This is a genomic window from Carboxylicivirga linearis (genome assembly GCF_018271995.1).
In the GTDB taxonomy this organism is placed as follows: domain Bacteria; phylum Bacteroidota; class Bacteroidia; order Bacteroidales; family Marinilabiliaceae; genus Carboxylicivirga; species Carboxylicivirga linearis.
Window position 1 is genome coordinate 349615 of sequence record NZ_JAGUCO010000001.1, and the last position, 25868, is coordinate 375482.

A 25868-nucleotide genomic window follows, 5' to 3' on the forward strand; every position below is an offset into this window, starting at 1 on the left:
AACAAATATAGATAATTTCTGAGTAAAAAGAACCCCATAATTATAGTTCAATTAGTTCCTTTAGTTTTTGAAGTTGTCTTTCTTTATTTACTTGTCTTAGGTTACGGGCTGTATTAGTGTAATAGGTATGGTTTGATATAAATTCAAACTGCATCTTATTCCACTCTTCCAGGTTCATTTCTTTACTATGAATGTTTAGTTCACGGTATAAACTCTCAGATACGGGAATGAAGTCTGCGCGTCCCAGATAATCGAGATCAGCGTCTTTCATTATCTTTTCCATGAAGTTGCGTGGTCTTTTACCAACTTTTGTTACATCAATAAGCTCAATAATCTGCTGAATCTGATAATCGATGTAATTATATTTCGGAAGTATTTCCTTTGCAAAGGCAATGCTATTGTCCTCGTGATTGTTATACTCGAAAATAAATCCTATGTCATGTAAAAGTGCCGCTGTTTTTAACAGGAGAAGGTCTTCCTCTGAAACGTTCTCACTTCTTCCAATTATTTCAATTTGTGTTAGAACATCCTGTGTATGCTTCTTATTGTGATAATGCAGTTCATCCAGTAATTCAGAATCCAATTTATTCATTATATGTTCTTCCAAATCACCAAACCTAATATGTTGAAGTTTTATAAAGAATTTGCTATTAGGTTCTATTCCTAATTCATCTTCAGATAGTTCAGGTTTAATCTTCCTCACATAATACATATCTGTCTCTCCTTTGTATTTAATCGGCATTTTACCCCGATATTCGCAAATAAAAAATTCTTTTATTAATTGATAAGTTATACCGGTAACATTTATCATGCCTACGGTGCCTGATGATTCCATTCTGGAGGCTATGTTTACAGTATCTCCCCAAATATCGAAGGATACATTTTTTCTTCCTATTTCGCCCGAAATTACCGGGCCGGTATGAATACCAACGCGTAATTCCCAATATCCGTATTCGCCACTATGTTTCTTTTTGCTTTCTTCCATAAATCGCTGCATTTCCAATCCGGCAAGCGCAACTTCAATAGGGTTGGTACGATTTTTATTAGGTAAGCCTCCAGCGCACATGTAGGCATCACCAATAGTTTTAATTTTTTCGATGTGATATTTTTCAACTACTTCATCAAAATAAATGAAGAAACGGTCTAGTTCATCAATAAGTTTTTCCGGATTGATGTGTTCAACAATTTTTGTGAACCCTTGTATATCGGCAAAAAGAACGGTTACTTTTTGATATTTTCTTGAACGGACACGTCCTTGTGATTTAACGGCATTGGCTAATTCTCCACTCTTCTCTTGCCCGGCTTTAAATTTCATCCGGTATTCTTTCTTTAATCTTAATTCAACCTGACGAGTTGTAGCCTTAATCTTTTGTCGATAAAAGAAAATTAGAAATGTTACCAAAAGAAGAGTGATGGATACAAGAATTATATAACCTGTTAATGTAGCAGTCCAAAAAGGATTATCGACCAAGATGTGCAGCTCCATTTCGTTCCCATTTGCCTGTTGTATCTGGAAAATATATTGCCCATCAGCAACATTAAAATAGGTTTGGCCAGATTTTTTTTTCCATTTCGTCCAATTAATATTTTTAGGAATTAATCTGTATCGGGTAAGATTCCAATCCTCTTTAGGTTCATTCCAATACAATGAAAATGAATTGCCTGAAATAGTAATTAGACTATCGCTTGAAGCGTCCAGTGTAAGGTTTTGAGATGAATCCTCAAGCAAAATTTTCAATTGCGGTTTATGGTTTTGCGCCCAAATTCTGCTTGGAAGGATAGCAAGAAAAAAAAGTAAGGTGAATCCGAAGGAATTAAAAAAAATAAATTTATTTAAACTTTGCACTCTCTTGAACTCCATTAATATATATAAATAGATTAATTCCCTCTACTTGCTATTAAATTCAAAAGTACTATATTTATTCCTGAATTGCAGAACATTCATCACACGTTTTTATGGAGACATCAAAAAACACAATTCTTGTTCCGTTTGATTTTACGGAGATAGCTAATAATGCTGTGGAGCATGCTATATTAGTTAGTAAACAGTTAGATGCAGACATTCTATTATTGCATATTGTTAAGAAAGATACTATGGTTTCTGAACAAGAAAAGCAATTGATGGAAAGGGCAGAAAGTATAAAAAGTAAATGGGGAGTCTTACCAAAAACACTTGTTAGAGAAGGTACCATTTTTAAGACTATTAACGAAGTGGTTGAGGAACTTAATTGTTTGCTTGTGGTGATGGGGACTCACGGAATGAAGGGCTTGCAAAAGCTTACAGGAAGTTGGGCTTTAAAAGTGATAGTTGGCTCTCAGATCCCTTATTTAGTGGTTCAGGCACCGCCAAAACATGATCAGTATAATAAGGTTGTATTCCCAATTGATTATAAAACCGAAAACAAGGAAAAGCTTAAGTGGGTTGATTTTATCAATAAAATGTTTGATACGAAAACGCATATATTCGCTACTGCTTCAAAAGAAGGAATTTTAGATAGCAGAACAAAGGCAAACGTAGTTTTCTCAAAACGTTTTATGGAGGAAAAGAATATTGATTATGAATTAACGCTCTCTGAAGGTGAATCATCATTTTCGCAGGAAACAATTCAGTACGCTGAGAAGATTGATGCGGATATGGTATTAATAATGACTACCAGAGATATTTCGTTTCACGATTATGTCTTAGGTGCATATGAGCAGTATATTATTGCTAATAATAGCCAAATACCGGTTTTAGTTATCAACCCTAGAACAGACTTGATGAAGTATGGGTATGGAGGTTTTGGTTGATAAAATGAGTAATTAAAATATTGAAACAGGCGACTTAATTTTTGAGTCGCCTGTTTATTTTTGCATTGAAATAAAATAGTTTTACCCTTTTATTCGTTATTCTTCTATATAAAATCTCATGGAACTAGTTTTTGCTACAAATAATAATAACAAGTTAAAGGAAATACAGGCAGCTGTTGGAGAAAAAATCCAGTTGAAAAACCTTTCGGATATTAATTGTTTCGATGATATTCCAGAAACAAGGGAAACACTGGAAGGAAATGCTTTGCAGAAGGCAGAATATATCTATGATAAATATAGTATTAATTGCTTTGCAGATGATACCGGGCTTGAAATTGATGCATTAAATGGGGAGCCAGGAGTTTATTCTGCTCGCTATGCAGGACCTCAGAGAGAAGCTGAAGATAATATGGCAAAAGTGTTGGAATTAATGAAGTCCGAAACCAATCGAAAAGCAAAATTCAGGACTGTTATGGCATTAATAATTGATGACCAGAAATATCTTTTTGAAGGTGTTGTTGAAGGGCAAATTTTAACAGAAAAAACAGGTAAGGATGGTTTTGGATATGATCCAATATTTCAGCCAGATGGTTATTCGTTATCATTTGCAGAAATGTCTTTAGCCGATAAAAATAAAATTAGCCATAGAGCAAAGGCTGTTTATAAACTAGTTGAATTTCTTAAGAAGAAACAATGAAAAACATTATTGTAATAGGTCTTTTATTACTTGGTTTAACTTCGTCAGTAGAGGCACAATGGAATAATAATTGGCGCGATCATTTTTCATGTAGAGGAAGTGCTCATGTTGCTGAAAGTGAGAATTATATTATTGCAGCGAACGAAACAGGACTTATTGTTTATGACTATATTAATGGACTGACATCTAAACAGAATATTGTTACAGGTTTGAGTGATGTTGATATATCTGCATTTGCAAGTATTGGTGATGATAGATTTATTATAGGTTATGAGAATGGTAATATTGATATTTTCTCAATGAATGGGGTTATTAATATTCCGGATTTAAAGAATAAGCAGTTACAAGGGAGTAAACAAATAAATCACTTTGAAAAGGCGGGAGATAAAGTATATTGCAGTACTGATTTTGGTATACTTGTTATAGATATTCTCAAATTAGAAATAGCAGACACTTATTATTTGGGAATTGAATCTTCAAACCTACTCATTAGTGAATGTGCTGTACTTGGTAATGACATATATGCAGCCACAGAAAGGGGTTTATTAATGGCAGATCTAAATGACCCATTAATTGCCTATTATCAATCCTGGACAGATGTTGGAAATTCATCTGATGAATATGTTGCTGTTACTATTTTGGATGATGATATAGTAGCAGTATCAAAAAATAACAGTAGCCAATACCAGGTTTTTAAAGGCAAAGAAGATAATTGGCAAATTGTAAAAAGTTCTACTAGGTTTAAGAATATTGAGTCTGGGAATGATTATTTTATAATTGCTGAAACGAATACAATTAGTAAGTATGATTCAGATATAACTTTGATAGAAACAATTAATAGTTATTCTAATCCAGAAATTGAAGATACTACTATCCGCCTTAATCATTGTTTCTTTTCCGATCAAAGACAGAGTTATTTAATAGCTGATAATGTTAAAGGGCTTGTGATTAAGGAAGGGGATAATGAGCAATTTATTTTGCCTAACGGGCCTTATTCAAATAGTGCTTTTGAAATTCTGTTCTCTCCACATGGGTTATATTCGGTTGCAGGTGCACTCAATTCAGAGTATAACAACACTAATACAATGGCCGAGTACTCTTTCTTTAGAAATGAAAATTGGACACACTACAAGAATCAGGTTGTTGACAATAACTACTTATGGCGTGATCTGATAAGAATATGTCAAGCTTCTAATGATGATGATATTGTATATATGTCGTCATGGGGTGGAGGAATATTTGTAATAAAAGAAGGTGAAGTAATCAATCACTATAATCATTCTAATAGTAATCTTCAGAATATTTTTCCAAATGGAAATCAGAACTATGTTAGGATTGGGGGTATTGCTACAGACAGTCAAGGGAATTTATGGATGTCAAATAGTGAAGTGTCAGAAGGAATAGTTGTGCGCGAGGGTCAAGATACTTCTAAATGGCATTCTTTTACTTATGAAACATTAAATAACCTGCATAGTACAGACAAATTTCTAATATCTAAAGATGATTATTTATGGGTGATTATTCCGAGGACTGATAGGAAAGGGCTTTTTGTATTAAATACGAACGGAACATTACTAGATGAGTCTGACGATCAATATAGAGGAGCCTTAAGCAGTTCCGTTGAATCTGATTCCCGAAATGTGGGTCAACTTAAAATTTGGGATGAATCGCCAAAAGAAATTACGAAACAGATATACTGCATAGCTGAAGATAAAAATGGTTACATCTGGTTAGGTACCGATAAAGGAGTTGTTGTTTATTATCGCCCTTGGGCCATTTTTAGCGAGAACTATCCAATAGCCAGCAGAATTAAAGTGCCAAGAAATGATGGTACTAATCAGGCAGACTACCTTTTAGAGAACGAAAATGTGACATGCATTGAGGTAGATGGCGCAAATCGAAAGTGGATTGGAACACAAAACTCTGGATTATTTCTTGTGTCAGATGATGGAATAACCACATATGAAATATTTAATACTGATAATTCGCCATTACCATCAGATTATGTAAGGGATGTAGCTATTGATCCTCAGAGTGGAGAGGTGTTTATAGCTACCAACAAAGGTATCGTATCATACAAAGGAAAAGCAACGGAAGGAGAGGGGACTTTAAATTCAGTTTATGCATTTCCAAATCCGGTGAGAGAAGACTTTTCGGGAGAAATTACCATTACGGGTTTGGTTAAGGATAGTAATATTAAAATTACAACTGTTAGTGGGAAGTTAGTTTATGAAACACGATCGCTAGGAGGCAGAGCTTATTGGAACGGAAGAAATTTTAATGGTGAAAAAGTAAAATCAGGTGTGTATATTGCTTATATTTCTGCAGAAGATGGAACTGAAGTACAAACAACTAAAATAATGATTGTACGTTAAAGTGAGTTTTTGAGCTTTTGTTTGGCTATCTTCTATAGCTCTTTTAGTTTTGTAATAACTATTGGGGGTCAAATATTTTGATAATTTAGCTAAATGAGAAAACAGCATTTGTACATTGTTTTTGCAGTTGCAATCAGCATTTTAATTTACATTCTTTTTCAACTAACTCGTTTAAAAAACTTTGATCATAATGAGAGTTCAATCGGTTTAATTCCTAACAGTGCCGCTGTTATAATTAAAGCAAAGAATATTGATTACCTTAGAAAACAGATAGTCGAAGAGATTGATTTTTCTGAAGAACTATTTAGCTCCTCAATATTAAATCAAGCCTTTGCTCCTTTGTTTGGTATTGATTCTTTAAATCAATCAGAGGAGTTTGCATCGCTTGGACTTTCGAAACATCCTATTTATATATCTCTTCACAGTCAAGGCAAAAATAGTGTTGAAACACTGTATTTACTAGAGTTACAAAACAAGAAAGAAGCTATTGCTATTCGTGAATATATCGAGAAGTTACCGCCAACTAACTGCTCCGTAAACGAAAGAAAGTACAGCTCCTCAAAGATATATGAGATAAAATATAACGAATCGAACAGTGGAATTTTTGTTTGTATAAACGAAGGTGTAGTTTTTATAAGTGAGTCGGGGTTGTTGCTTGAGACAAGCCTGAGACAAATAGGTTCTGATGATGATTGGACAAGTTCTAAGGAATTTAAAAACGTTAGTAAAACTGCCGGGGTTGGAGCTAATTGCAATATTTATATTAATTTCCAAACACTACCGGATGTACTCGTGCCCATAGTTAATCCTAAGTTCGAAAGGCGTTTAAAACAGTTAAGAACGCAATCAGAGTGGGGAGAGTTAGATCTTGAAATTAAAAATGACGGTATACTTTTGAATGGCTTTTTAACAGAAGAGTCTGAAGGTGTTTATCCCACTTTGTTAAAAGGAACCAAGTCGTCAAAAAAGAATATTCTTCAGTATTTACCCAGCAATACCAATGCATATATTACACTGACTTTTAAAAGTGGAGAAGAGATAAAAAACAGAATCACTTCTTACTATCAGAAAAACAATAAAGCTTATCCGATTGCAAAAATCGAAAAGAAGAAAAATACTGACTTTACCAGTCCTTTATTTTCCATTTTATCCGGTGAGATTGCTCTGGCATATGAAGGTACAACCCAATCTGATAAAGGTATTCTGGTATTGTCGTTAAATAGTCAATCGGAAGGAGAGAAAACTTTAAAGGAACTCCTAAATAAGGCAGGTAGTTCTGCGTCTCCTGCAACCATTTATAAGCCAGATGATGGTTTGAGCTATCATATTTATAAAAGCTATGATGATCCTGTCTTTGAAATGTTGTTGGGTTCGTTGTTTTGTGATATTCCAGATAGATATTTTACATTCTATAAAAACCATTTGATTGTTGCAGAAAAATCTAAGCAGTTAGAGCAGTTTTTGTATAGTAATATTTTAAACAAAACCCTTAAATACAATAAAACACATCAACAGTTTCTCGATAATTTTTCATCAAAAGATAATGTCTTTGTTTTTGCTAAAACCGAAGCGTTACCTCATACTACCAATCAATTCTTCCAGCCTCTTTGGAAAGATCTGAAACGGAATCAATCAGAGGCACTGTCTAACTTTTATGGGGTTGGTTGTCAGCTGAGTGGTACAGGTAATATGATATATTCAACTATTTATCTTCAGCACTTGCCCAATAAAACATCAGAACCTCAAACTATCTGGCAAAGTTTATTAGATACACTGGCAATTACAAAACCAACATTGGTTAAAAATCATTATACGAACGAAAAAGAGGTGGTTATTCAGGATGCCAAATACAACCTGTATCTGATGAGTAACAGTGGCCGGATGTTATGGAAAAAACCTTTGAATGAACCTATCCTTGGAGAAATCACTCAGGTAGATTATTATAGAAACAATAAACTGCAATATATTTTTAACACGCCTTCAAAAATTTATATACTCGACCGCAATGGAAATCATGTTGCTAATTTTCCGGTAACATTGCCCTCAAAGGCAACTAATGGTTTAACAGTTGTTGACTATGATAACAATGATAACTACCGGATATTTGTAGCTTGCCAAAACAAAAAGATAAATCTTTACAATAAAAAGGGTAATATCATTACAGGCTGGGATTTTAACGGAGCAGAAGGAATCATTCAGAAGCCTGTTCAGCATTTCAGAAGTAACAATAAAGATTACATTGTGGTATCTGATAATCGCAGGAACTACATATTGAATAGAAGAGGTGATATTCGCGTTCCGATTAAAAATGATTTTGTTTCCAATATTAATACACCATTCTATCTATTGAATAAAAACAGTTCCAACGACGAATTGGTAACTATTTCTCAGGATGGACAAATCAAGAAGATTAGCCTTAAGACAGGAGCTGTTTCAAGTACCGGTATTGGAAGTGTTGACACGAACCATAAATTATCCGTATTTTATCAAGGCGGTAAAGAAAATTATGTGATATCAGAACCTCAAAGGGTAACGATGTTTAATCATCAATTCAAAAAAACGTTTGATAAGAAGTTTGATTCTGAAATCAACTTAAATGTTGATCTCTATCAATTCTCATCTCAAAACACTAAGTTGGGTGTATCTGAACTGGATGGGAATAAAATATACCTGATCAACAATGATGGTTCTTTGTATAAAGGATTTCCGTTAATTGGCAAATCAAGGTTTAGTATTGGTTTTTTAAAGTCGTCATCAGTAAAGTTTAACTTAATTGTGGCAGGAGCAAACAATTATTTGTATAACTATAGAGTTGAGTAATATGCAAAAATTAAAAATTGGTGTTTTAGGTGCATCTAATCATTTTATTAAACGAGTAGTGCTTCCGGTTATGCAACTTGATAATGTAGAGTTGTATGGTATAGCATCTCGATCTGATATTAAAGCACAAGAGGTGGCCAAAGAATTTTCTATTGCAAATCATTACGGTAGTTACGAAGCTTTGCTGGCCGATAGTAATATTGATGCGGTTTATATTCCGTTACCCAATCATATGCATGCTGAGTGGATTAAGAAATCAGCAGACGCAGGAAAACATATTTTATGCGAGAAACCACTTTGTATGAATACAGCCGAGGCTGAAGATGTTTTGGAATATACTCAGCGAAAAGGAGTGGCTTTAACAGAGGCATTCATGTATAAATTTCATCCGCAATGGCAGTTCGTCAGGGATGTAATCAGAACCAATAACATTGGAAAGATAAACTATATACATACTTCTTTTTCATACAATAATCCCTCGCCTAATAACATCAGAAATATTTTAGAGTATGGAGGTGGTGCAATTAGAGATATTGGATGCTATGCCATATCGGTACCAAGGTTTATTTTGGATAAAGAGCCCGATCAGGTAGTGAGTCATGTAACGAAACATCCAGACTTTAAAACCGATATGCTCTCATCGGCTTTACTTGATTTTGGTGGAACTAGAGCGTCGTTACATGTTGGTACTGCTTCTGATGGATATCAAAAAGTGGATATTGTTGGAACAGCCGGAAATATAATTGTTCATCTGCCTTTTAATACCTATTCCGATGTGCCGGCTAAAGTTACTGTTACTACCGGAATTGGAGTAAGAGAGGTAAGTTTTGATCCTGTGGATCAGTATGGGTTGATGTTTGAAGCCTTTGCCGATTCAATTATCAATAAAAAACCATTACCGTTTACTACCGATGATGCCATATTGAATCAAAAAGTAATGGACGCAGTATTCCGCTCAGCCAGCACTAAAGGTTGGGAGTTGGTAGATTAATAATCGGTTGTTTTATTGAGATATATAAATCGGTATTAGACTTTTTTACGCTTTGTTAACATCATATTTAAGTTGATGGTTTAATAATTGCTATTTCATGTGCTTGTAAAGCAACGATATATGAAAGCAGATAATCAAATCAACCTACTTGAGTTAACCGATAAGAAGAAGTTTATTCGCCAGGAAGGGGCAACCCATAAAATATCAATCCATCGGATAAAGAATAATTCACTTGATACACACTCGTTATACAATAACGGTTTTATTCAATCATTGGGTGATTTTGAGGTAACCTCTAATTACAAAATTATTACTACCTATTTATCAGTGCCGGAAGTTCATTTTTACATTGGTATATACGATAATGAAGTAATTGGCACATTCGATTTTGTTATTAGTGCCGATAATCAAATTGAGATCAAGAATTTTGGAGTTGGTAATAATCGAAAGCATCAGGATATTGCCGATCAATGGCTGTCAAGAGCAATTGAATATACTTTTCAGCTGAATCCCAAGCGAATATTTTTATACGTTCCGAAAAGCAGTGGAATGAAAAGACTATTTAAAAAGTGCGGGTTTTCATTTAAAAAACCAGGCCAATCAGGAAAGCTCATGCCATCGGGCAAATCAAACTTTGGTATTATCTCTAATTTCCAGATAAACTATAATTAGTAAGCCTGTAGAGGCACTTGGTAAGCCGTTTTAGGCAATTGTTTTTCATATTTGGCAAATACATTTTTAGTGTTGGCAAATGTATTAATGGCTTTGGCAAATACATTTAAGGTCTTGGCAAATGCGTTGGTGGCTTTGGCAAATACATTTACCGCTTTGGCAGATGTATTTACGGCCTTGGCAAATGCATTAATGGCTTCGGCATTTGTGTTGATGGCTTTGGCAAATGAATTGGAGCCTTTGGCAAATACATTATTGTGTAAATATTATTAGTAAGGGCTAATCAATACTGTTTTGTTCCAGTCGGTTTTTAACTAATTCTTTGTATTGCCGGCCAATGGGGATGATTTCAGAATTAATTTTAAAACTACCCGAAGTAAAACTATCAATTTTATCAATGGCAATGATGAAGGAACGATGCACCCTTAAAAAGTTGGTTTCGGGCAGTTTCTCTTCAATATTACTGATGGTATTCATGGTTTTAATAATCTTACCATTATTCATGTTGATAGCCACGTAATTTCTCAAGCTTTCAACATACGTAATTTCGCGAAGCAAAATTTTAACCATCATCTTATCTGATTTTACAAAGATAAAAGCCTCGTTGTTTGTTGAGGATTGTGATGATTCGCTAAGTGTAATGGGAGATTTTCGTACCTGAAAAAATCGATTGATAGCTTTAACAAAGCGATCGAAAGGAATGGGTTTAATCAGATAATCCAATACTTGCAGTTCAAATCCTTCCAACGCATATTCCGAGTAGGCTGTGGTCAATATAACCTCAGGTCGGTCTGTTATGTTCTTAAGAAGTTGCAAACCTGTAAGTCCAGGCATTTGTATATCTAAAAAAACAAGATCGACCTTATGCTCATTTAAAAACGCCATTGCCTCCATTGCATTTCTACACGATCCTGCTAATTCAAGATAATCTATCCTACTCACATATTCTTCCAGCACATCAATAGCCAAATCTTCATCATCCACAATTAAACACTTGATTGTATCCATCGGCTTAGTTTTTCAGGTTCATCTTTAAAATCACTAAAAATGATTCATTTTCATCTTCAATCTTCAGCTGGTGTTGATTTGGATACAGAATATCCAGTCGTCGTTTTACATTATGCAGTCCTATTCCACTGGCTAACTCACTTTTTTCGTTGCCAGAAGGTTTACTGTTTTCAACTTTCAAAATCAGCTCGTGCCCTTTACAGCCTATTTCAATAGCAATCATGGCAATACCCGAAAAGCCTTTGGTACTGTGCTTAAAACTGTTTTCGATAAAAGGAAGTAAAAGCATAGGTGCTATTCGGTGCGAACTAAAATCGCCCCAAACATTAAAACTTAATTCCACACGTTTGCCATAGCGTATCTGTTCCAGTTCAAGATAATTCTTAATGCTCTCCAATTCCTTATCAAGACTTACCTCAGGAGCATTGGTTTCGTATAACATATATCTTAGCAGTCCCGAAAGTTTCAATACAACTTCCAGCGATTGATCTGATTTTTTTAGAATTAATGAATAAAGACTATTGAGTGTATTAAACAGAAAATGCGGATGTACCTGGTTTTTCAAAAAAATCAATTCTGCTTCGAGTTTATCATTGATTAGAGCTTGTTCGTGCTGTTTTACTTTGGCCAGATAGTCCATAAATTTCACTGTCATGGGTATGGCCAGCACGGCACCAAAATTTACAGCTGCCCTTACCAATTGCGAAATGCTGAGTATACTAACATTATCCCACATCGGGAAAAAGTTTTCAACGATGATGTAATAGTCGGTAATGCGTTGAATAAAAGAAGCGATAAAAAGAATAATCAGGAATGAAATAATAAACTTCCAGATTTTTCCCTTGTACAAATAGCGCGGAAAAAGAAAATATAAAATGGTGTATACCAACAATATCTTAGCCGGAAGATTGATTATTTCAATCAATATAGTCTTAGCAAAATTATTGTCGTATGTACCCCATGCAAAAGCAAAGAACACAATAAACAACACCCAGTAACTAATGTGTTGAACCACACGGTTATTTACTATTTGGGCTATCCATCCCGTATTTGTTTTTACTATTTGCATTCAAAAAAATGGTTTGGACAGCAAATTACAAACTTAATAGCTACAGACCATCCTTTTCAGGACGAAAACCTTATTGAAAGGTATAGATGGCATGAGGTGTTAACTCGGTTGTTTATAATTGAGTTTGTGTTATTCGTCCATTAAAATTGCAGATGCTGTTCTGGCCAACTTTATTTGACATTGCAGATAAACTATCGGAAATTAAATTGTTACCTGGTAGTTGGGTGTAAAAAGTACATCAGCTTATTGTCTTCTGACTAAACACTAATTAGATATAAATATTATGCAAAAATCAGGTTTTCTTCTGTTGATGATGTTATTTCTTGGATTTAATGTTGTCGCAAAAAATAAAATTGACCGTGTGGAGCCATCCTTTTGGTGGACGGGCATGAAAAACACCGAACTACAGATAATGGTTTATGGAGAGAATATTTCAGAGCTTCGTCCGGAAATCAATTATCCGGGGGTTCAACTAGAACGCTCTGTATTGGTTGAATCACCTAATTATCTTTTCCTGTATTTAAACATTGATAAAACTGCTAATGCCGGAACATTTGATATAAACTTTACCCGTAAAGGGAAAAAGGTTCTTAGCTATAACTACGAGTTAAAAGAACGACGCGAAGGTTCTGCTCAGCGTAAGGGATACAATACCTCTGATGTTATCTACCTGATTACTCCCGATCGTTTCGCCAATGGAAATCCCGAAAACGATAATGTGGAAGGGTTTACAGAGCAAGCCAACCGTAGTGATTTAAATGGTCGTCATGGTGGCGATTTGGAAGGAATCATCAATCATCTTGATTATATCGATGATATGGGATTTACGGCTTTGTGGCTCAATCCGGTGATGGAAAACAATATGACTCGTACTTCTTATCATGGCTATGCTATAACTGACTTTTATAATACTGATGCTCGATATGGTACCAATGATGATTATTTAAGAATGGTTCAGGAAGCCAAGAAAAGAGGGATCAAAATTATTATTGATATGATTTTGAATCACTGTGGATCGGAGCATTGGTGGATGAGCGATTTACCAACTTCTGATTGGTTAAACTTTCAGGATGGATGGAAGCCAACCACTCATTTACGCGAAACGAATGTGGATCCTTATGCTTCTGACTACGATAAAAAGATGCATGCCGACGGTTGGTTTGTAGAGTCGATGCCTGACTTGAATCAACGAAACCCTTTAATGGCCGATTACCTTATTTATAATACTATTTGGTGGATTGAATATGCTGATTTAGATGGCATCAGAATGGATACTTATCCATACCCCGATAAAGATTTTATGGCTGAATGGACAAAAAGGGTGATGACTGAATATCCGCATTTTAATATGGTGGGTGAAGAATGGTCGGTTAATCCGGCAATCGTTTCCTACTGGCAAAAAGGAAAGCACAATACCGATGGATATGTTTCTTGTCTTCCGGGTGTGTTTGACTTTCCCTTGCAGGAAGCATTGGTGAAAGCAATGAACGAAGATGATAAAAACTGGGGGCAAGGTTTAATTCGATTGTATTCAACTTTGGCTGATGATTTCTTATATGCTGATCCTACTCAACTGGTGACTTTCCCCGATAACCACGATATGAGTCGTTTTTATACTCAGATAAATGAAGATTTTGATCTATTTAAAATGGGTATGGCCTACATTGCTGTAACCCGTGGAATTCCTCAAATTTACTATGGAACAGAAATATTAATGACGAATCCTAATTCGGATTCTCATGGTGAGATTCGTTCTGACTTTCCTGGTGGCTGGACTGGCGATGAGGTAAATGCCTTTACCGGACAAAATTTAACTGGCGATGCTAAAGAAGCGCAGGATTTCGTTAAAACGTTATTGAACTGGCGAAAAGGAAGTAAAGAAGTGCATGAGGGGTACCTAAAGCATTTTGCACCGGCATCAGGTTCTGGTATTTATACGGTTTTTAGATATACCAATGAAAAGGCTGTTATGCTTGTTATGAATAAGAATGCCGAGAAAAAGCAGATTGATTTAACTCATTATAAAGAAGAGGTGATTGGAAGTGCTGTTTCAGGAACCAATGTAATTACAGGAGAAAAAGTGTTGTTAGGTGATTCGTCGGTATCCGTTAACGGGCGTTCATTTTTATTGATTGAGATTAAATTATAGTAGAAGTTATTTACAGAGAGATATACCACAAAAATAAAAGCAGTATTAGGCGTTTGTGGCTTAATACTGCTTTTTTATTTAACCGTTAATTCTATTAAACAAATATTAGTAATAATATCCCAACGATTAATAAAACTCTGGCAATAAGTGAAAAATCTGGTTTTCCAAGTTTCCATTTTATTTTCACATCTATTCTTTCTCTTTTTGTATTGGTTGCATTCATCTTGCCCAAATAATGAGTTTTATTCTTTCCATTGCTGAAATATCAAATCTAATGCCAATTTTGAAAGTTCAGTAAAATAAAAAGGGACTGATGTTGCTCAGTCCCTTTGATATAGTGGTAAAAAAATGTATTTCTATTTGTACTCTTCCCAGTGTTTGATGCTTATTTGATCTTGTCCAAACTTACAGAATGAATAGATAAATGCACTTGCTAAACGGGCATTGGTAATCAATGGAATGTTAAAGTCAATTGCATCACGACGAATTTGATATCCATTCTTCAACTCATCTTTCGATAAGTTTTTAGGAATGTTGATAACCAAATCAATCTTCTTCTCGCGAATTAAATCAATCACATTTGGCTTCTGATCTTGGTTTGGCCAGTATACCAAAGTGGTTTCAATGCCGTTTTCTTCAAAGAACTTGTGGGTTCCACCTGTTGCGAACAAGTTGTAACCACGCTCTTTCAATAAAGCCGCACTCTTAAGTAATTCCAGTTTTGAACGAGCAGGACCAGATGAGATTAACACATTCTTCTCTGGTACTCTATATCCAACCGATAGCATCGACTGAAGAACAGCATCGTAGAAGTTATCTCCAATACATCCTACTTCACCTGTTGATGACATGTCAACACCTAACACAGGGTCGGCTTTTTGCAGACGGGCAAAAGAAAACTGAGGAGCTTTAATTCCTACGTAATCCAGTTCGAAAGAACTCTTGGTTAATTTATCAACCTGTAAACCTAACATAGCACGTGTAGCCATATCAATCAAGTTTACCTTTAATACTTTCGAAACAAACGGAAAGCTTCGTGAAGCACGAAGGTTACACTCAATTACTTTTATATCATTGTCTTTTGCCAAAAGCTGCATGTTGAAAGGACCAGTAATATTTAATCCTTTAGCAATCTCACGAGCAATTCTCTTAACTCTTCTGATGGTTTCAACATACAATTTCTGAGGAGGGAAAACGATGGTTGCATCACCCGAGTGAACTCCTGCGAACTCAATGTGCTCGCTTATTGCATAAGCTATCACTTCACCTTTATTGGCTACGGCATCAATCTCAATCTCCTTAGCTTCTTCAATAAATTCAGAAACAACAACAGGGAATTCTTTTGATACGTTGGCAGCTAAAGTAAGGAAGTGTTCCAATTCATCCTTGTTTGAAACCACATTCATAGCAGCACCCGAAAGCACGTATGAAGGACGAACCAATACCGGGAATCCAACTTCATCAACAAAAGTAAAGATGTCTTCTATTGAAGTTAATTCGCTCCAACGAGGTTGGTCAACTCCAAGATCATCCAACAAGCTTGAGAATTTTTGACGATTCTCGGCATTATCTATATCCTCAGGAGAAGTTCCTAAAATAGGTACATTCTGGCGGTGAAGTTTCATTGCCAGGTTGTTTGGAATCTGACCCCCCACGGAAACAATAACTCCTTTAGGTGTTTCCAGGTCAATAATATCCATCACGCGCTCTTGAGTCAACTCGTCAAAGTAAAGACGGCTACACATATCGTAATCAGTACTTACCGTTTCGGGGTTGTAGTTAATCATTATAGAGCGGTAATTCTCTTTGTTGATAGTATTAAGTGCGTTAACACTACACCAGTCAAACTCAACCGAAGAACCAATACGATATGCACCCGATCCTAATACAATAACAGATTTACCATCGTTTTCATAATCAATGTCATGAACCGATCCGCTGTAAGTCAAGTACAAGTAATTGATTTGAGCAGGGAACTCACCAGCCATTGTATCAATCTGCTTCACAACTGGTAAAATGCCATTGGCTTTGCGATACTCACGAACTTTAAGCAGACCATCTTCCATATCTATACCGTCGGTTTTAAGAACCAATCGAGAAACCTGGAAATCGGAGTAACCCATTTTCTTAGCATTCAAAAGTTCTTCTGTAGGAAGAGACTCTAATGTATTGTGTTTCTCCAATAATTCTTTCTGGTCTGTTATATTTTTAAGCTTCTCAAGAAACCATTTGTCGATGCGCGTCAACTCATGAATCTCATCAACAGTCATTCCTTCCTGAAGAGCTTCAGAAATGGCGAACACCCTTTGGTCTGTTGGTTCAGCCAATTCTTCTTTGATGTCTTTATTTTTTAGTGGTTGGTTGGCAACAAAACCGTGCATGCCTTGTCCCACCATACGAAGTCCTTTCTGAATGGCTTCTTCAAAGCTACGTCCAATAGCCATAATCTCACCCACACTCTTCATGCTGGATCCGATTTGCTTCGAAACGCCCGTAAACTTACCTAAATCCCAGCGAGGAATTTTACAAACAATATAGTCAAGAGCAGGTTCAAAGAAAGCGGTAGTGGTTTTAGTAACCGAGTTTTTCAACTCATGCAAACTGTAACCTAAACCTAATTTAGCTGCAATAAATGCCAATGGATAACCGGTAGCTTTTGATGCCAAAGCACTAGAGCGAGATAAACGTGCATTTACCTCAATTACACGATAATCTTCGGAATATGGATCTAATGCATACTGAACATTACACTCACCAACAATACCAATGTGGCGAATAATTTTTATGGCCAGTTCTCTAAGTTTATGATATTCGGAATTGGATAAGGTTTGTGATGGAGCTACTACAATACTCTCACCTGTATGAATTCCAAGTGGGTCGAAGTTTTCCATGTTACAAACAGTGATACAGTTATTATATGCATCACGTACAACCTCGTACTCAACCTCTTTCCATCCTTTTAATGATTCTTCAACCAAAATCTGGTTTGAATAAGAAAAAGCGTTTTCAGCACGCTCAACCAGTTCTTCTTTATTCTGGCAGAAGCCTGAACCCATACCTCCCAATGTATAGGCAGCGCGAACAATGATTGGAAAACCAATTTCATCAGATGCTTTAAGTGCATCTTCAACGTTAGTTACCGCAATACTAATAGGTGTTTTTACATCTATCTCTTTAAGCTTATTAGCGAAAATTTCGCGGTCTTCCGTATCGATAATCGATTGAACAGGTGTTCCTAATACTTCTACGTTGTATTTTTCTAAGGTTCCTGCTTCATATAGTTTAGTACCACAATTTAAAGCAGTTTGTCCTCCAAAAGCTAAAAGAATACCTTCGGGCTTTTCTTTCTTCATCACTTCTTCAACGAAGTACGGTGTAACAGGTAGATAATAGATTTTATCAGCGATACCTTCTGAAGTTTGCACGGTTGCAATGTTGGGGTTGATCAACACTGTTTCAATACCTTCTTCTTTTAGGGCTTTTAACGCTTGCGATCCTGAATAATCAAATTCTCCTGCTTCTCCGATTTTCAGCGCTCCTGAACCCAGTACAACGACCTTCTTGACGTTCTTCTTCATTTTACAATGCAGTTTATTGTTTGCTAGCTACTTATTATTCTAATTTATTTTAACACTTCCTGTCTATCAATATTTATTTCTACTTCTCAATCTTGATGGAAAAAATTCATTTTTTATACAAAAAAAAGCCTCAAGCTTAAAATTTGAGGTTAATTTTTGATGAATAATAAAGAAAATAGAGAAGATGAATAGAAATGATATGTATGAAAATATCGATAGAGTGCCTGTATTCAGTAGTGTTAAAGTCACTTGACCACCTTTTTATTATGGTTTTCAATTAAAATTGTCATGCAAAAATACATAAATTTTATAAAAAACAGCTTTGAAATTAATAATAAATGAATAAATTTGCATCGACACCGAATAAATATACATTTAACGAAGAATGAAAATAAAAGCACAAAGATTAATGGCTATTAAACATCTGATTAGCTCGCGAAAAATTAGTTCGCAGGAAGAGCTGGTTAGTTTGTTGGAAGAGGAAGGTTTTAAGCTTACTCAGGCTACATTATCTCGTGATTTAAAATACCTAAAGGTTGCTAAGGTACCTGATGTGGAAACAGGATATAAATATGTAATACCTGAGGTTTCACAAAAGGCAGAAAATCCTTTTCCGGTGAATGAAGAATTTCCGGTTAGTGGAGTTGAATCAATTGAATTTTCTGGTCATATGGCTATTATTAAAACACGACCAGGTTTTGCCAATGGCATTGCGTCGGTAATTGATAGTCATGGACCGTACGAAATATTAGGAACCATAGCGGGTGATGATACTATATTGCTTATCAGTCGTGAAGGGGTTAGTAAAACAGACGTAATCAACGCACTGTCGCTGTTTATGCCAGGTTTAAAAGAAAAAACTTTATAGAAAAACAGAACAGATAGTAAGACAATGGAGTTCAATATTTTTGTCGCACAAAAAGAACATGCCGCGTATGTGGATATTATTCTGGATACCATTGCAGAAGCTGCAAAGGTTAGGGGTACTGGTATTGCCAGACGTAGTCCGGATTATATTCTGAAGAAGATTGAAGAGGGGAAGGCGATTTTGGCTCTGTACAACGGCGAGTTTGCCGGTTTCTGTTACATCGAAACATGGGGACATGAAAAATTCGTTGCAAACTCAGGTTTGATAGTGGTTGATGAATATAGAGGAAAGGGATTGGCTAAAGCCATTAAAAGTAAGGCTTTTGATCTATCTAGAAGTCGCTACCCGCAAGCTAAATTGTTTGGTTTAACAACCGGATTAGCAGTGATGAAAATTAATTCAGATTTGGGTTACAGACCCGTAACATTTTCGGAATTAACTGATGATGAAATGTTCTGGAAAGGCTGTCAGACCTGTGTTAATTACGACATATTGTTACGAACCGAACGGAAACACTGCTTATGTACAGGAATGCTTTTTGATCCTGAAAAAATGAAATCTGCTTATGATGAAAAGCAGAAATCAAAAAGTATAAAAAGCCGTTGGCAATCGGTTCGCGAATCGGTTATGCATTTGAAAAAAAATAAAAATAATAATAAGGATAACGTTCTAAGTAAGTTCAAGAGAGCAATGGCTCTTTTATAATTGTGATAAAGGAAAGCTAACAGTAAAAAGATGAAGGATAAAGTAGTATTAGCGTATAGTGGAGGGTTAGATACATCGTTTTGTGTAAAGTACCTAACCGAAGAAAAACAACTGGATGTATATTCGGCTTTGGCCAATACCGGTGGTTTTTCTGAAAATGAATTAAAGGATATCGAAAGTAAAGCCTATGAATTAGGTGTAACTGAACATACCGCTTTGGATGTGACCAACCGCTATTATCAGCGCTGTATTCGTTATATGATATATGGCAATGTGCTAAAAAATAATACTTATCCTTTATCTGTTAGCTCAGAACGTATTTTTCAGGCATTGGCAATTGTTGAATATGCGCGTAAAATTGGTGCTAAATATATTGCTCACGGTAGTACCGGAGCGGGTAATGATCAAATTCGATTTGACTTGACTTTTCAGGTGTTAGCTCCTGAAATTAAAGTTATTGCTCCTATTCGTAATCTACAGCTGTCGCGTGAGCAAGAGATTGACTTCCTGAAAAAGAGAGGCATCAACCGCGATTGGACTAAAATGGAGTATTCCATTAATAAAGGACTTTGGGGAACCAGTGTGGGTGGTAAAGAAACTTTAACATCTAATCAAACCCTTCCTGATGAAGCATATCCAAGTCAATTGCAGAAAGAGGGTGAAGAAACCCTTACAATTAATTTCGAAAAAGGAGAGATCACTAAAGTAAATGGTGAAGCATTTACTGATAAAATAGAAGCCATAAAAACCATCGAAGGTTTAGCTGCATCATACGCTGTTGGACGAGATATGCATGTGGGTGATACTATTGTGGGTATCAAAGGTCGTGTTGGTTTTGAGGCAGCTGCTCCTTTGGTAATTATTAAGGCACACCATGTTCTTGAGAAGCATACATTAACTAAATGGCAAATGCATTGGAAAGAACAGTTGGGTAACTGGTACGGAATGTTTTTGCACGAGTCGCAATATCTGGAACCATCCATGCGCGATATTGAGAAATTTCTTGAGAGTACCCAACGTAATGTTACAGGTAAGGTAATTATCAAGTTAAAACCTTATCGATTTGAAGTAGTTGGAATTGAGTCTGATCATGATTTGATGAGTAGCGTGTTTGGTGAATATGGTGAGATGAACAAGGCATGGACAGCCAGTGATGTAGAAGGGTTTACAACCATGTTGGCCACACCAATGAAAATTTACAACGCAGTTAATAAAGGAGAGCTTAATTTAGAGGATGCAGAAGATTAAAGTTGGCATAATAGGTGGAGCCGGTTATACAGCCGGTGAGTTGATTCGTATACTGGTTCATCATCCGCAGGCAGAAATCAGTTTTATTCAAAGTGCCAGTCAGGCTGGGTTGGATGTTTGTAGCATTCATGCTGATTTGATTGGCGATATTGAAATGAATTTTGTTGCTGATGTTGATTACGATAAGGCTGATGTATTGTTTTTATGTATGGGGCACGGACGTTCAAAGTCTTTTGTAGAAGCCATGCCTGAAACTTACAAAGGCAAGATTATCGATTTAAGTAATGATTTTCGCCTGAATAAAGATGCTGACGGTTTTGTATATGGTTTACCTGAATGCAATAAAGCCCAAATCGAAAATTCCGATAAAATTGCTAACCCGGGCTGCTTTGCAACAGCTATACAACTGGCTTTGCTCCCATTGGCTGCCGAAGGACTATTAGACGAAGTGCATATACATGCTGTTACTGGTTCAACGGGAGCAGGTCAGGCACCTTCAGCAACAACGCATTTTAGCTGGCGTAACAATAATGCATCGGTTTATAAATCATTTTCGCATCAACATTTAGGCGAAATAGGTGAAACCATGGTGCAGTTGCAACCAGCATTTGATAAAGAAATAAATTTTGTACCCATGCGAGGTAATTTCCCTCGAGGAATTTTAGCATCGGTTTATTTAGATTGCAATTTAAGCGAAGAAGATGCAAAGGAACTTTATAAAAAGTACTACGAATCTCATCCGTTTACAATTGTTACTGATAAAAGTCCGGATGTGAAAATGGTAGTAAATACCAATAAAGCAGTGGTACAAGTTAAAAAGCATAATAATAAAATTCATATCGTCAGCGTGATCGATAACTTGCTCAAAGGGGCATCAGGTCAGGCGGTTCAAAATATGAATATTCTTTTTGGTTTGGATGAAGTAAAGGGGCTACTCCTCAAACCCGTCGCATTTTAGACAGGTTTATTTGGTTTAAATTTTTAGGTGTTCATTCTTCTTTGTATAGAGTACGACTCCTTACTTGCCAGTACTGCAGACTAACGAGTCTGTGGTACTACATCCACACCGTTCCTATTATTTTCCATTAAGTAATACTGTTTATTCAGCATAAAATACAGTACTATGAAACTATTCGACGTTTATCCGTTGTTTGATATCACTCCTGTAAAAGGTCAGGATTGCTATGTTTGGGATGATCAAGGTACGAAGTATCTCGACCTATATGGTGGTCATGCCGTTATTTCTATCGGGCACAGTCATCCTCATTATATTCAGCGTATTTCAGATCAGGTAAATAAAATTGGTTTTTACAGTAATTCAGTTCAAAATCCATTGCAAAAAGAATTGGCTGAAAAACTGGGGGAGGCATCTGAAATGCCCGACTATCAATTGTTTTTATGTAATTCTGGTGCCGAAGCTAACGAGAATGCATTGAAATTAGCTTCATTCAAAACAGGTCGAAGCAAAATAGTTGCATTTGAGAAAGGCTTTCATGGACGAACTTCAGGTGCTGTTGCTATTACCGACAATCCAAAAATTATTGCACCTTTCAATGCTGATCATCAAAAAGAAATTTTATCACTAAATGATTTGGATTCAGTTGAAAAAGTCCTTTCAAAAAAGGATGTGGCAGCTGTAATCATTGAAGGAATTCAAGGTATTGGGGGAATTGTTGTACCTGATGCTGACTTTATGGAAGGATTGGAAAAATTATGTAAGCAATATGGCACCTTATTAATACTAGATGAGATTCAATCTGGATATGGAAGAAGTGGTAAGTTTTTTGCTTTTCAATATACCAACATAAAGCCTGATATGGTTACAATGGCCAAGGGTATGGGAAATGGTTTTCCGGTTGGAGGAGTTCTAATTTCACCGGAAATTGAAGCAAGTTATGGCCTTTTAGGTACCACCTTTGGAGGAAATCATCTTGCTTGTGCTGCATCCTTAGCTGTTTTAGAAGTAATAAAAGACGAAAAACTCATTGCAAATAGTTTTAATCAAGGAAAAATATTAAAAGATCAACTTATCAAAATAAATAAGTTTAAGGAAGTTAGAGGAGTTGGATTAATGATTGGGGCTGAACTTAATGATCAGGTTAGCCCTATAAGAATGGGATTGTTAAGAAAAAATCATATTTTTACTGGCGTTTCCGGCACAAATACTATGAGGTTATTACCTCCTCTTACACTACAGGGGAGTCATGTAGACTATTTTATGAGTAGTCTGGGTGAAGCTATGGATAGTGGTTAACTTTATTAAATTGAAATGATTAAGTCATACTGGAACGAAGAGTGGAAAGAAATACCATTTGATGAAGGCGCGTTGAAGAAGCGTTATGCAATTTCAAATTACGGAAGAATAATTAGTTTTATTGATAATATTGACGAAGGCGATCAAATAAAAGGAGGTACGTTACGGGGGTACCCAACTCTTCCATTACGCCCTTACGGTAAATCAAAAACATACTATATTCATAAGCTTGTAGCCGAGCTTTTTATTCCTAATAATTCAGATGACAAACAATCTGTAATTCATAAAGATTACAATAAATCAAATAATTACGTTGAAAACCTACAATGGGCTACTAAGAGCGAAATGTTTGCTCATCAGCAAGGTAATCCATTAGTATTAGAAGCTAGAGAAAAGCAAAAAGGACGTAAAACTCAACAAGGTCATAAATTATCTGCCACTCAGGTGATGCTTTTAAAGAAGAAGATTTTGGATCCTAATCGAAAAACTCGCCTGAAACTAATAGCTAAGCAATTTGGTATTAGTGAAATGCAGTTGTATAGGATTAAGTCAGGTGAAAACTGGTCGCATATTGAAGTAGACGTTGAAGAAGGATGTCGCGACAAGGATTAAGGTTAACTTAAATTACCCTGATTAATTCATAGCCGATTATTTGGGAGTTTTGTGTAAATTTATAATCTCTAAAGAGGTTTTCAATTATAAATTAACACTGAGGATTCGCAAATAATCGCAACATGGAAGTAGCTAAATTAACCATTATTGGTGGAGGTAACTTAGGTTCTGCAATAGCCAGAGGAATATTAGACAAAGGGTTGTTAAAGCCTTCACAACTAACCATTACAAGACGACGTGTTAAGTTGTTAGAAAGCTTTGCTGAAAAAGGAGTTGTTATAACAGATGATAATTTGTCTGCAACAACAGGGGCTGATGTCGTTTTTCTGGCCGTAAAGCCTTATCAGATAGAAGAGGTTATTAAAGAAATTACTTCGAGCTTAACCGATAATACTATAATTATTTCTTTAGCTACTGGTGTTTCTTCGCAAGAAATAGAGCAATACTGTGGTATGAAATTGCCTATCTTCAGGGCAATGCCCAATACTGCTATTGAGATTGGTGAATCAATGACATGTGTTTCGTCATACAATGCCAATCAAAAACAAGAAGATACCGTAATAACCCTTTTTAAACAAATGGGACAAGCCTTAATTGTTCCAGAGGAGTTGATGGCTGCGTCAACAGTATTGGCAGCTTGTGGTATAGCCTATGCAATGCGTTTTATTCGCGCAGCTACACAAGGCGGTATAGAAATTGGCTTTGGTTCTCAACTGGCTTTACAAATTGCTGCACAAACAGTAAAAGGTGCAGCTGACTTGCTTATTCAGAAAGGAAATCACCCGGAAGACGAAATAGACAAAGTAACTACTCCGCGAGGCGTTACTATTTCAGGATTGAATGAGATGGAACATCAAGGTTTTAGTTCATCTCTAATAAAAGGGTTGTTAACATCGTATAATAAGATTGAGAGTAGCAAGAAATAATGTATTCCAAGCTAACCATAAAAATAGGGTCTAATGTTTTAGCCAATAATACCGGTGGATTGAATCATGACAGAGTAAGTCATTTGGTTGATCAGATTGCAGCCTTGCATCATTCGGGTAAGAAAATTGTATTGGTTTCATCGGGTGCTGTGGCTTCGGCAAGAGGATTGATTCAAATGGATAAGAAACTCGATAGGGTTTCTCAACGCCAGGTTTTATCTTCGGTAGGACAGGTTAAATTAACCAATATTTATTCCGATTTGTTTGCCAGGCATGGTATTCAAGTGGGTCAGGTATTGGTGACAAAACAAGATTTTAGAACCAGAGACCATTACTTAAACATGAAGAATTGTGTAAGTGCTCTTTGGCAAAATAATATTTTACCCATTGTAAATGAGAATGATGCTGTTTCGGTAACAGCATTGATGTTCACTGATAATGATGAGTTGAGTGGAATGATGGCATCAATGATGGGGTGTAAAGGTTTGATTATCCTTTCTAATATAAATGGTATCTACAACGGACATCCTGAAGATCCTGAATCGAAAGTAATAAGGCTTATTTCAAAAAAGGATGAAGATTTAGGTAAATATATTTCTACTACCAAGTCTGATTTTGGTAGAGGAGGTATGCTCACAAAATGTAATATCGCCAAAAAAACAGCAACATCAGGTATTGGTGTTCATATAGCAAACGGTACGCGTGATAATGTGTTGATAGACTTGTTAAAAGGAGATGATTCGTTGGAACATACTCACTTTGAAGCTTCGGAACCAAAACCGGCCATTAAGCAATGGATGGCGTATTCCGATGGATTTGCAAAAGCTGAAGTGAAGATTAACGAGGGCGCTTGCAATGCATTGTATGCTCCAAAGGCAAATAGTTTGCTACTGGCCGGAGTGGTATCATTCAACGGTAGCTTTAAAAAAGGCGATTTGTTGCGAATAAAAAATGAGCAAAACGAAACCATAGGAATAGGAAAAGCAGCCTATGATATTAAGAAGGCTGAAGAGCATTTAAATGATAAAAAATATAAACCGCTGGTTCATTACGATTATTTGTATTTGTACCCGGAACTCATTAACGAGACCCAAAAGTCTTAAGCT

At 36.0% G+C, this 25868-nt stretch carries 20 protein-coding genes; 16 read left to right on the top strand and 4 right to left on the bottom strand.

The window, feature by feature from the left end:
• Positions 1-40 precede the first annotated feature (40 nt).
• A complete protein-coding gene (locus tag KEM10_RS01535; protein WP_244825459.1) occupies positions 41-1738 on the bottom strand; it encodes an adenylate/guanylate cyclase domain-containing protein in 1698 nt (565 codons plus the stop codon).
• Between the two features lie 218 nt (positions 1739-1956).
• On the opposite strand from KEM10_RS01535, the gene KEM10_RS01540 reads away from it, so the two are divergent.
• From KEM10_RS01540 to KEM10_RS01570, 7 genes are all read left to right on the top strand, one after another.
• Positions 1957-2790 carry a universal stress protein gene (locus KEM10_RS01540; RefSeq protein WP_212212573.1) on the top strand — a complete coding sequence of 278 codons (834 nt, stop codon included), beginning with the start codon at positions 1957-1959 and terminating at the stop codon, positions 2788-2790.
• A gap of 118 nt (positions 2791-2908) precedes the next feature.
• Complete coding sequence (locus tag KEM10_RS01545; RefSeq protein WP_212212576.1) at positions 2909-3487, top strand: non-canonical purine NTP diphosphatase; 579 nt, start codon at positions 2909-2911, stop codon at positions 3485-3487.
• Entirely contained in the window at positions 3484-5862 is a 2379-nt protein-coding gene (gene porZ / locus KEM10_RS01550) for a type IX secretion system anionic LPS delivery protein PorZ (RefSeq protein ID WP_212212578.1), read from the top strand. Before KEM10_RS01545 ends, porZ begins: the two co-directional genes overlap by 4 nt.
• A 93-nt stretch (positions 5863-5955) precedes the next feature.
• Positions 5956-8682 carry a DUF3352 domain-containing protein gene (locus tag KEM10_RS01555; protein WP_212212581.1) on the top strand — a complete coding sequence of 909 codons (2727 nt, stop codon included), beginning with the start codon at positions 5956-5958 and terminating at the stop codon, positions 8680-8682.
• Position 8683: 1 nt separating this feature from the next.
• Positions 8684-9673 (top strand): Gfo/Idh/MocA family protein, encoded by a 990-nt coding sequence (locus tag KEM10_RS01560; RefSeq protein WP_212212584.1) that lies wholly within the window; start codon positions 8684-8686, stop codon positions 9671-9673.
• A 120-nt stretch (positions 9674-9793) separates the two neighbouring features.
• Positions 9794-10345, top strand: coding sequence for a GNAT family N-acetyltransferase (locus KEM10_RS01565; protein ID WP_212212587.1), 552 nt, complete (start codon positions 9794-9796; stop codon positions 10343-10345).
• A gap of 51 nt (positions 10346-10396) precedes the next feature.
• Positions 10397-10618 (top strand): hypothetical protein, encoded by a 222-nt coding sequence (locus tag KEM10_RS01570; RefSeq protein WP_212212590.1) that lies wholly within the window; start codon positions 10397-10399, stop codon positions 10616-10618.
• A 6-nt stretch (positions 10619-10624) separates the two neighbouring features.
• Here KEM10_RS01570 and KEM10_RS01575 read toward each other — a convergent pair whose 3' ends face one another.
• Both KEM10_RS01575 and KEM10_RS01580 read right to left on the bottom strand, forming a co-directional pair.
• Positions 10625-11353: a LytR/AlgR family response regulator transcription factor gene (locus tag KEM10_RS01575; RefSeq protein WP_212212593.1), complete on the bottom strand. Its 729-nt coding sequence runs from the start codon at positions 11351-11353 to the stop codon at positions 10625-10627.
• A gap of 4 nt (positions 11354-11357) precedes the next feature.
• Positions 11358-12422: a sensor histidine kinase gene (locus tag KEM10_RS01580; protein ID WP_212212596.1), complete on the bottom strand. Its 1065-nt coding sequence runs from the start codon at positions 12420-12422 to the stop codon at positions 11358-11360.
• A gap of 283 nt (positions 12423-12705) precedes the next feature.
• Between KEM10_RS01580 and KEM10_RS01585 the strand changes: the two genes are divergently transcribed.
• Positions 12706-14571, top strand: a complete 1866-nt coding sequence (locus tag KEM10_RS01585) for a glycoside hydrolase family 13 protein (protein WP_212212599.1) — start codon at positions 12706-12708, stop codon at positions 14569-14571.
• Between the two features lie 356 nt (positions 14572-14927).
• Here the strand turns inward: KEM10_RS01585 and carB are convergent, their stop codons facing one another.
• Positions 14928-18149: a carbamoyl-phosphate synthase (glutamine-hydrolyzing) large subunit gene (carB, locus tag KEM10_RS01590; protein ID WP_212212602.1), complete on the bottom strand. Its 3222-nt coding sequence runs from the start codon at positions 18147-18149 to the stop codon at positions 14928-14930.
• 385 nt (positions 18150-18534) lie between these two features.
• Here carB and KEM10_RS01595 point away from each other — a divergent pair, with 385 nt between their 5' ends.
• From KEM10_RS01595 to proB, 8 genes are all read left to right on the top strand, one after another.
• Positions 18535-19017, top strand: coding sequence for an arginine repressor (locus tag KEM10_RS01595; protein ID WP_212212605.1), 483 nt, complete (start codon positions 18535-18537; stop codon positions 19015-19017).
• Positions 19018-19041: 24 nt separating this feature from the next.
• Positions 19042-19722 (top strand): GNAT family N-acetyltransferase, encoded by a 681-nt coding sequence (locus KEM10_RS01600; RefSeq protein WP_212212608.1) that lies wholly within the window; start codon positions 19042-19044, stop codon positions 19720-19722.
• A gap of 30 nt (positions 19723-19752) precedes the next feature.
• Positions 19753-20970, top strand: coding sequence for an argininosuccinate synthase (locus tag KEM10_RS01605; protein ID WP_212212611.1), 1218 nt, complete (start codon positions 19753-19755; stop codon positions 20968-20970).
• Positions 20957-21928 carry an N-acetyl-gamma-glutamyl-phosphate reductase gene (argC, locus tag KEM10_RS01610; RefSeq protein ID WP_212212614.1) on the top strand — a complete coding sequence of 324 codons (972 nt, stop codon included), beginning with the start codon at positions 20957-20959 and terminating at the stop codon, positions 21926-21928. The genes KEM10_RS01605 and argC overlap by 14 nt, the downstream gene beginning before the upstream one ends.
• Before the next feature lie 165 nt (positions 21929-22093).
• Complete coding sequence (locus KEM10_RS01615; RefSeq protein WP_212212617.1) at positions 22094-23224, top strand: aspartate aminotransferase family protein; 1131 nt, start codon at positions 22094-22096, stop codon at positions 23222-23224.
• Between the two features lie 15 nt (positions 23225-23239).
• Positions 23240-23836, top strand: coding sequence for an NUMOD4 domain-containing protein (locus KEM10_RS01620; RefSeq protein ID WP_212212621.1), 597 nt, complete (start codon positions 23240-23242; stop codon positions 23834-23836).
• A 122-nt stretch (positions 23837-23958) separates the two neighbouring features.
• Positions 23959-24762, top strand: a complete 804-nt coding sequence (proC, locus tag KEM10_RS01625; protein ID WP_212212624.1) for a pyrroline-5-carboxylate reductase — start codon at positions 23959-23961, stop codon at positions 24760-24762.
• The gene (gene proB, locus KEM10_RS01630) at positions 24762-25865 is read left to right on the top strand and encodes a glutamate 5-kinase (protein ID WP_212212628.1); all 1104 of its coding nucleotides are present in this window, start codon (positions 24762-24764) and stop codon (positions 25863-25865) included. The genes proC and proB overlap by 1 nt, the downstream gene beginning before the upstream one ends.
• Positions 25866-25868 lie beyond the last annotated feature (3 nt).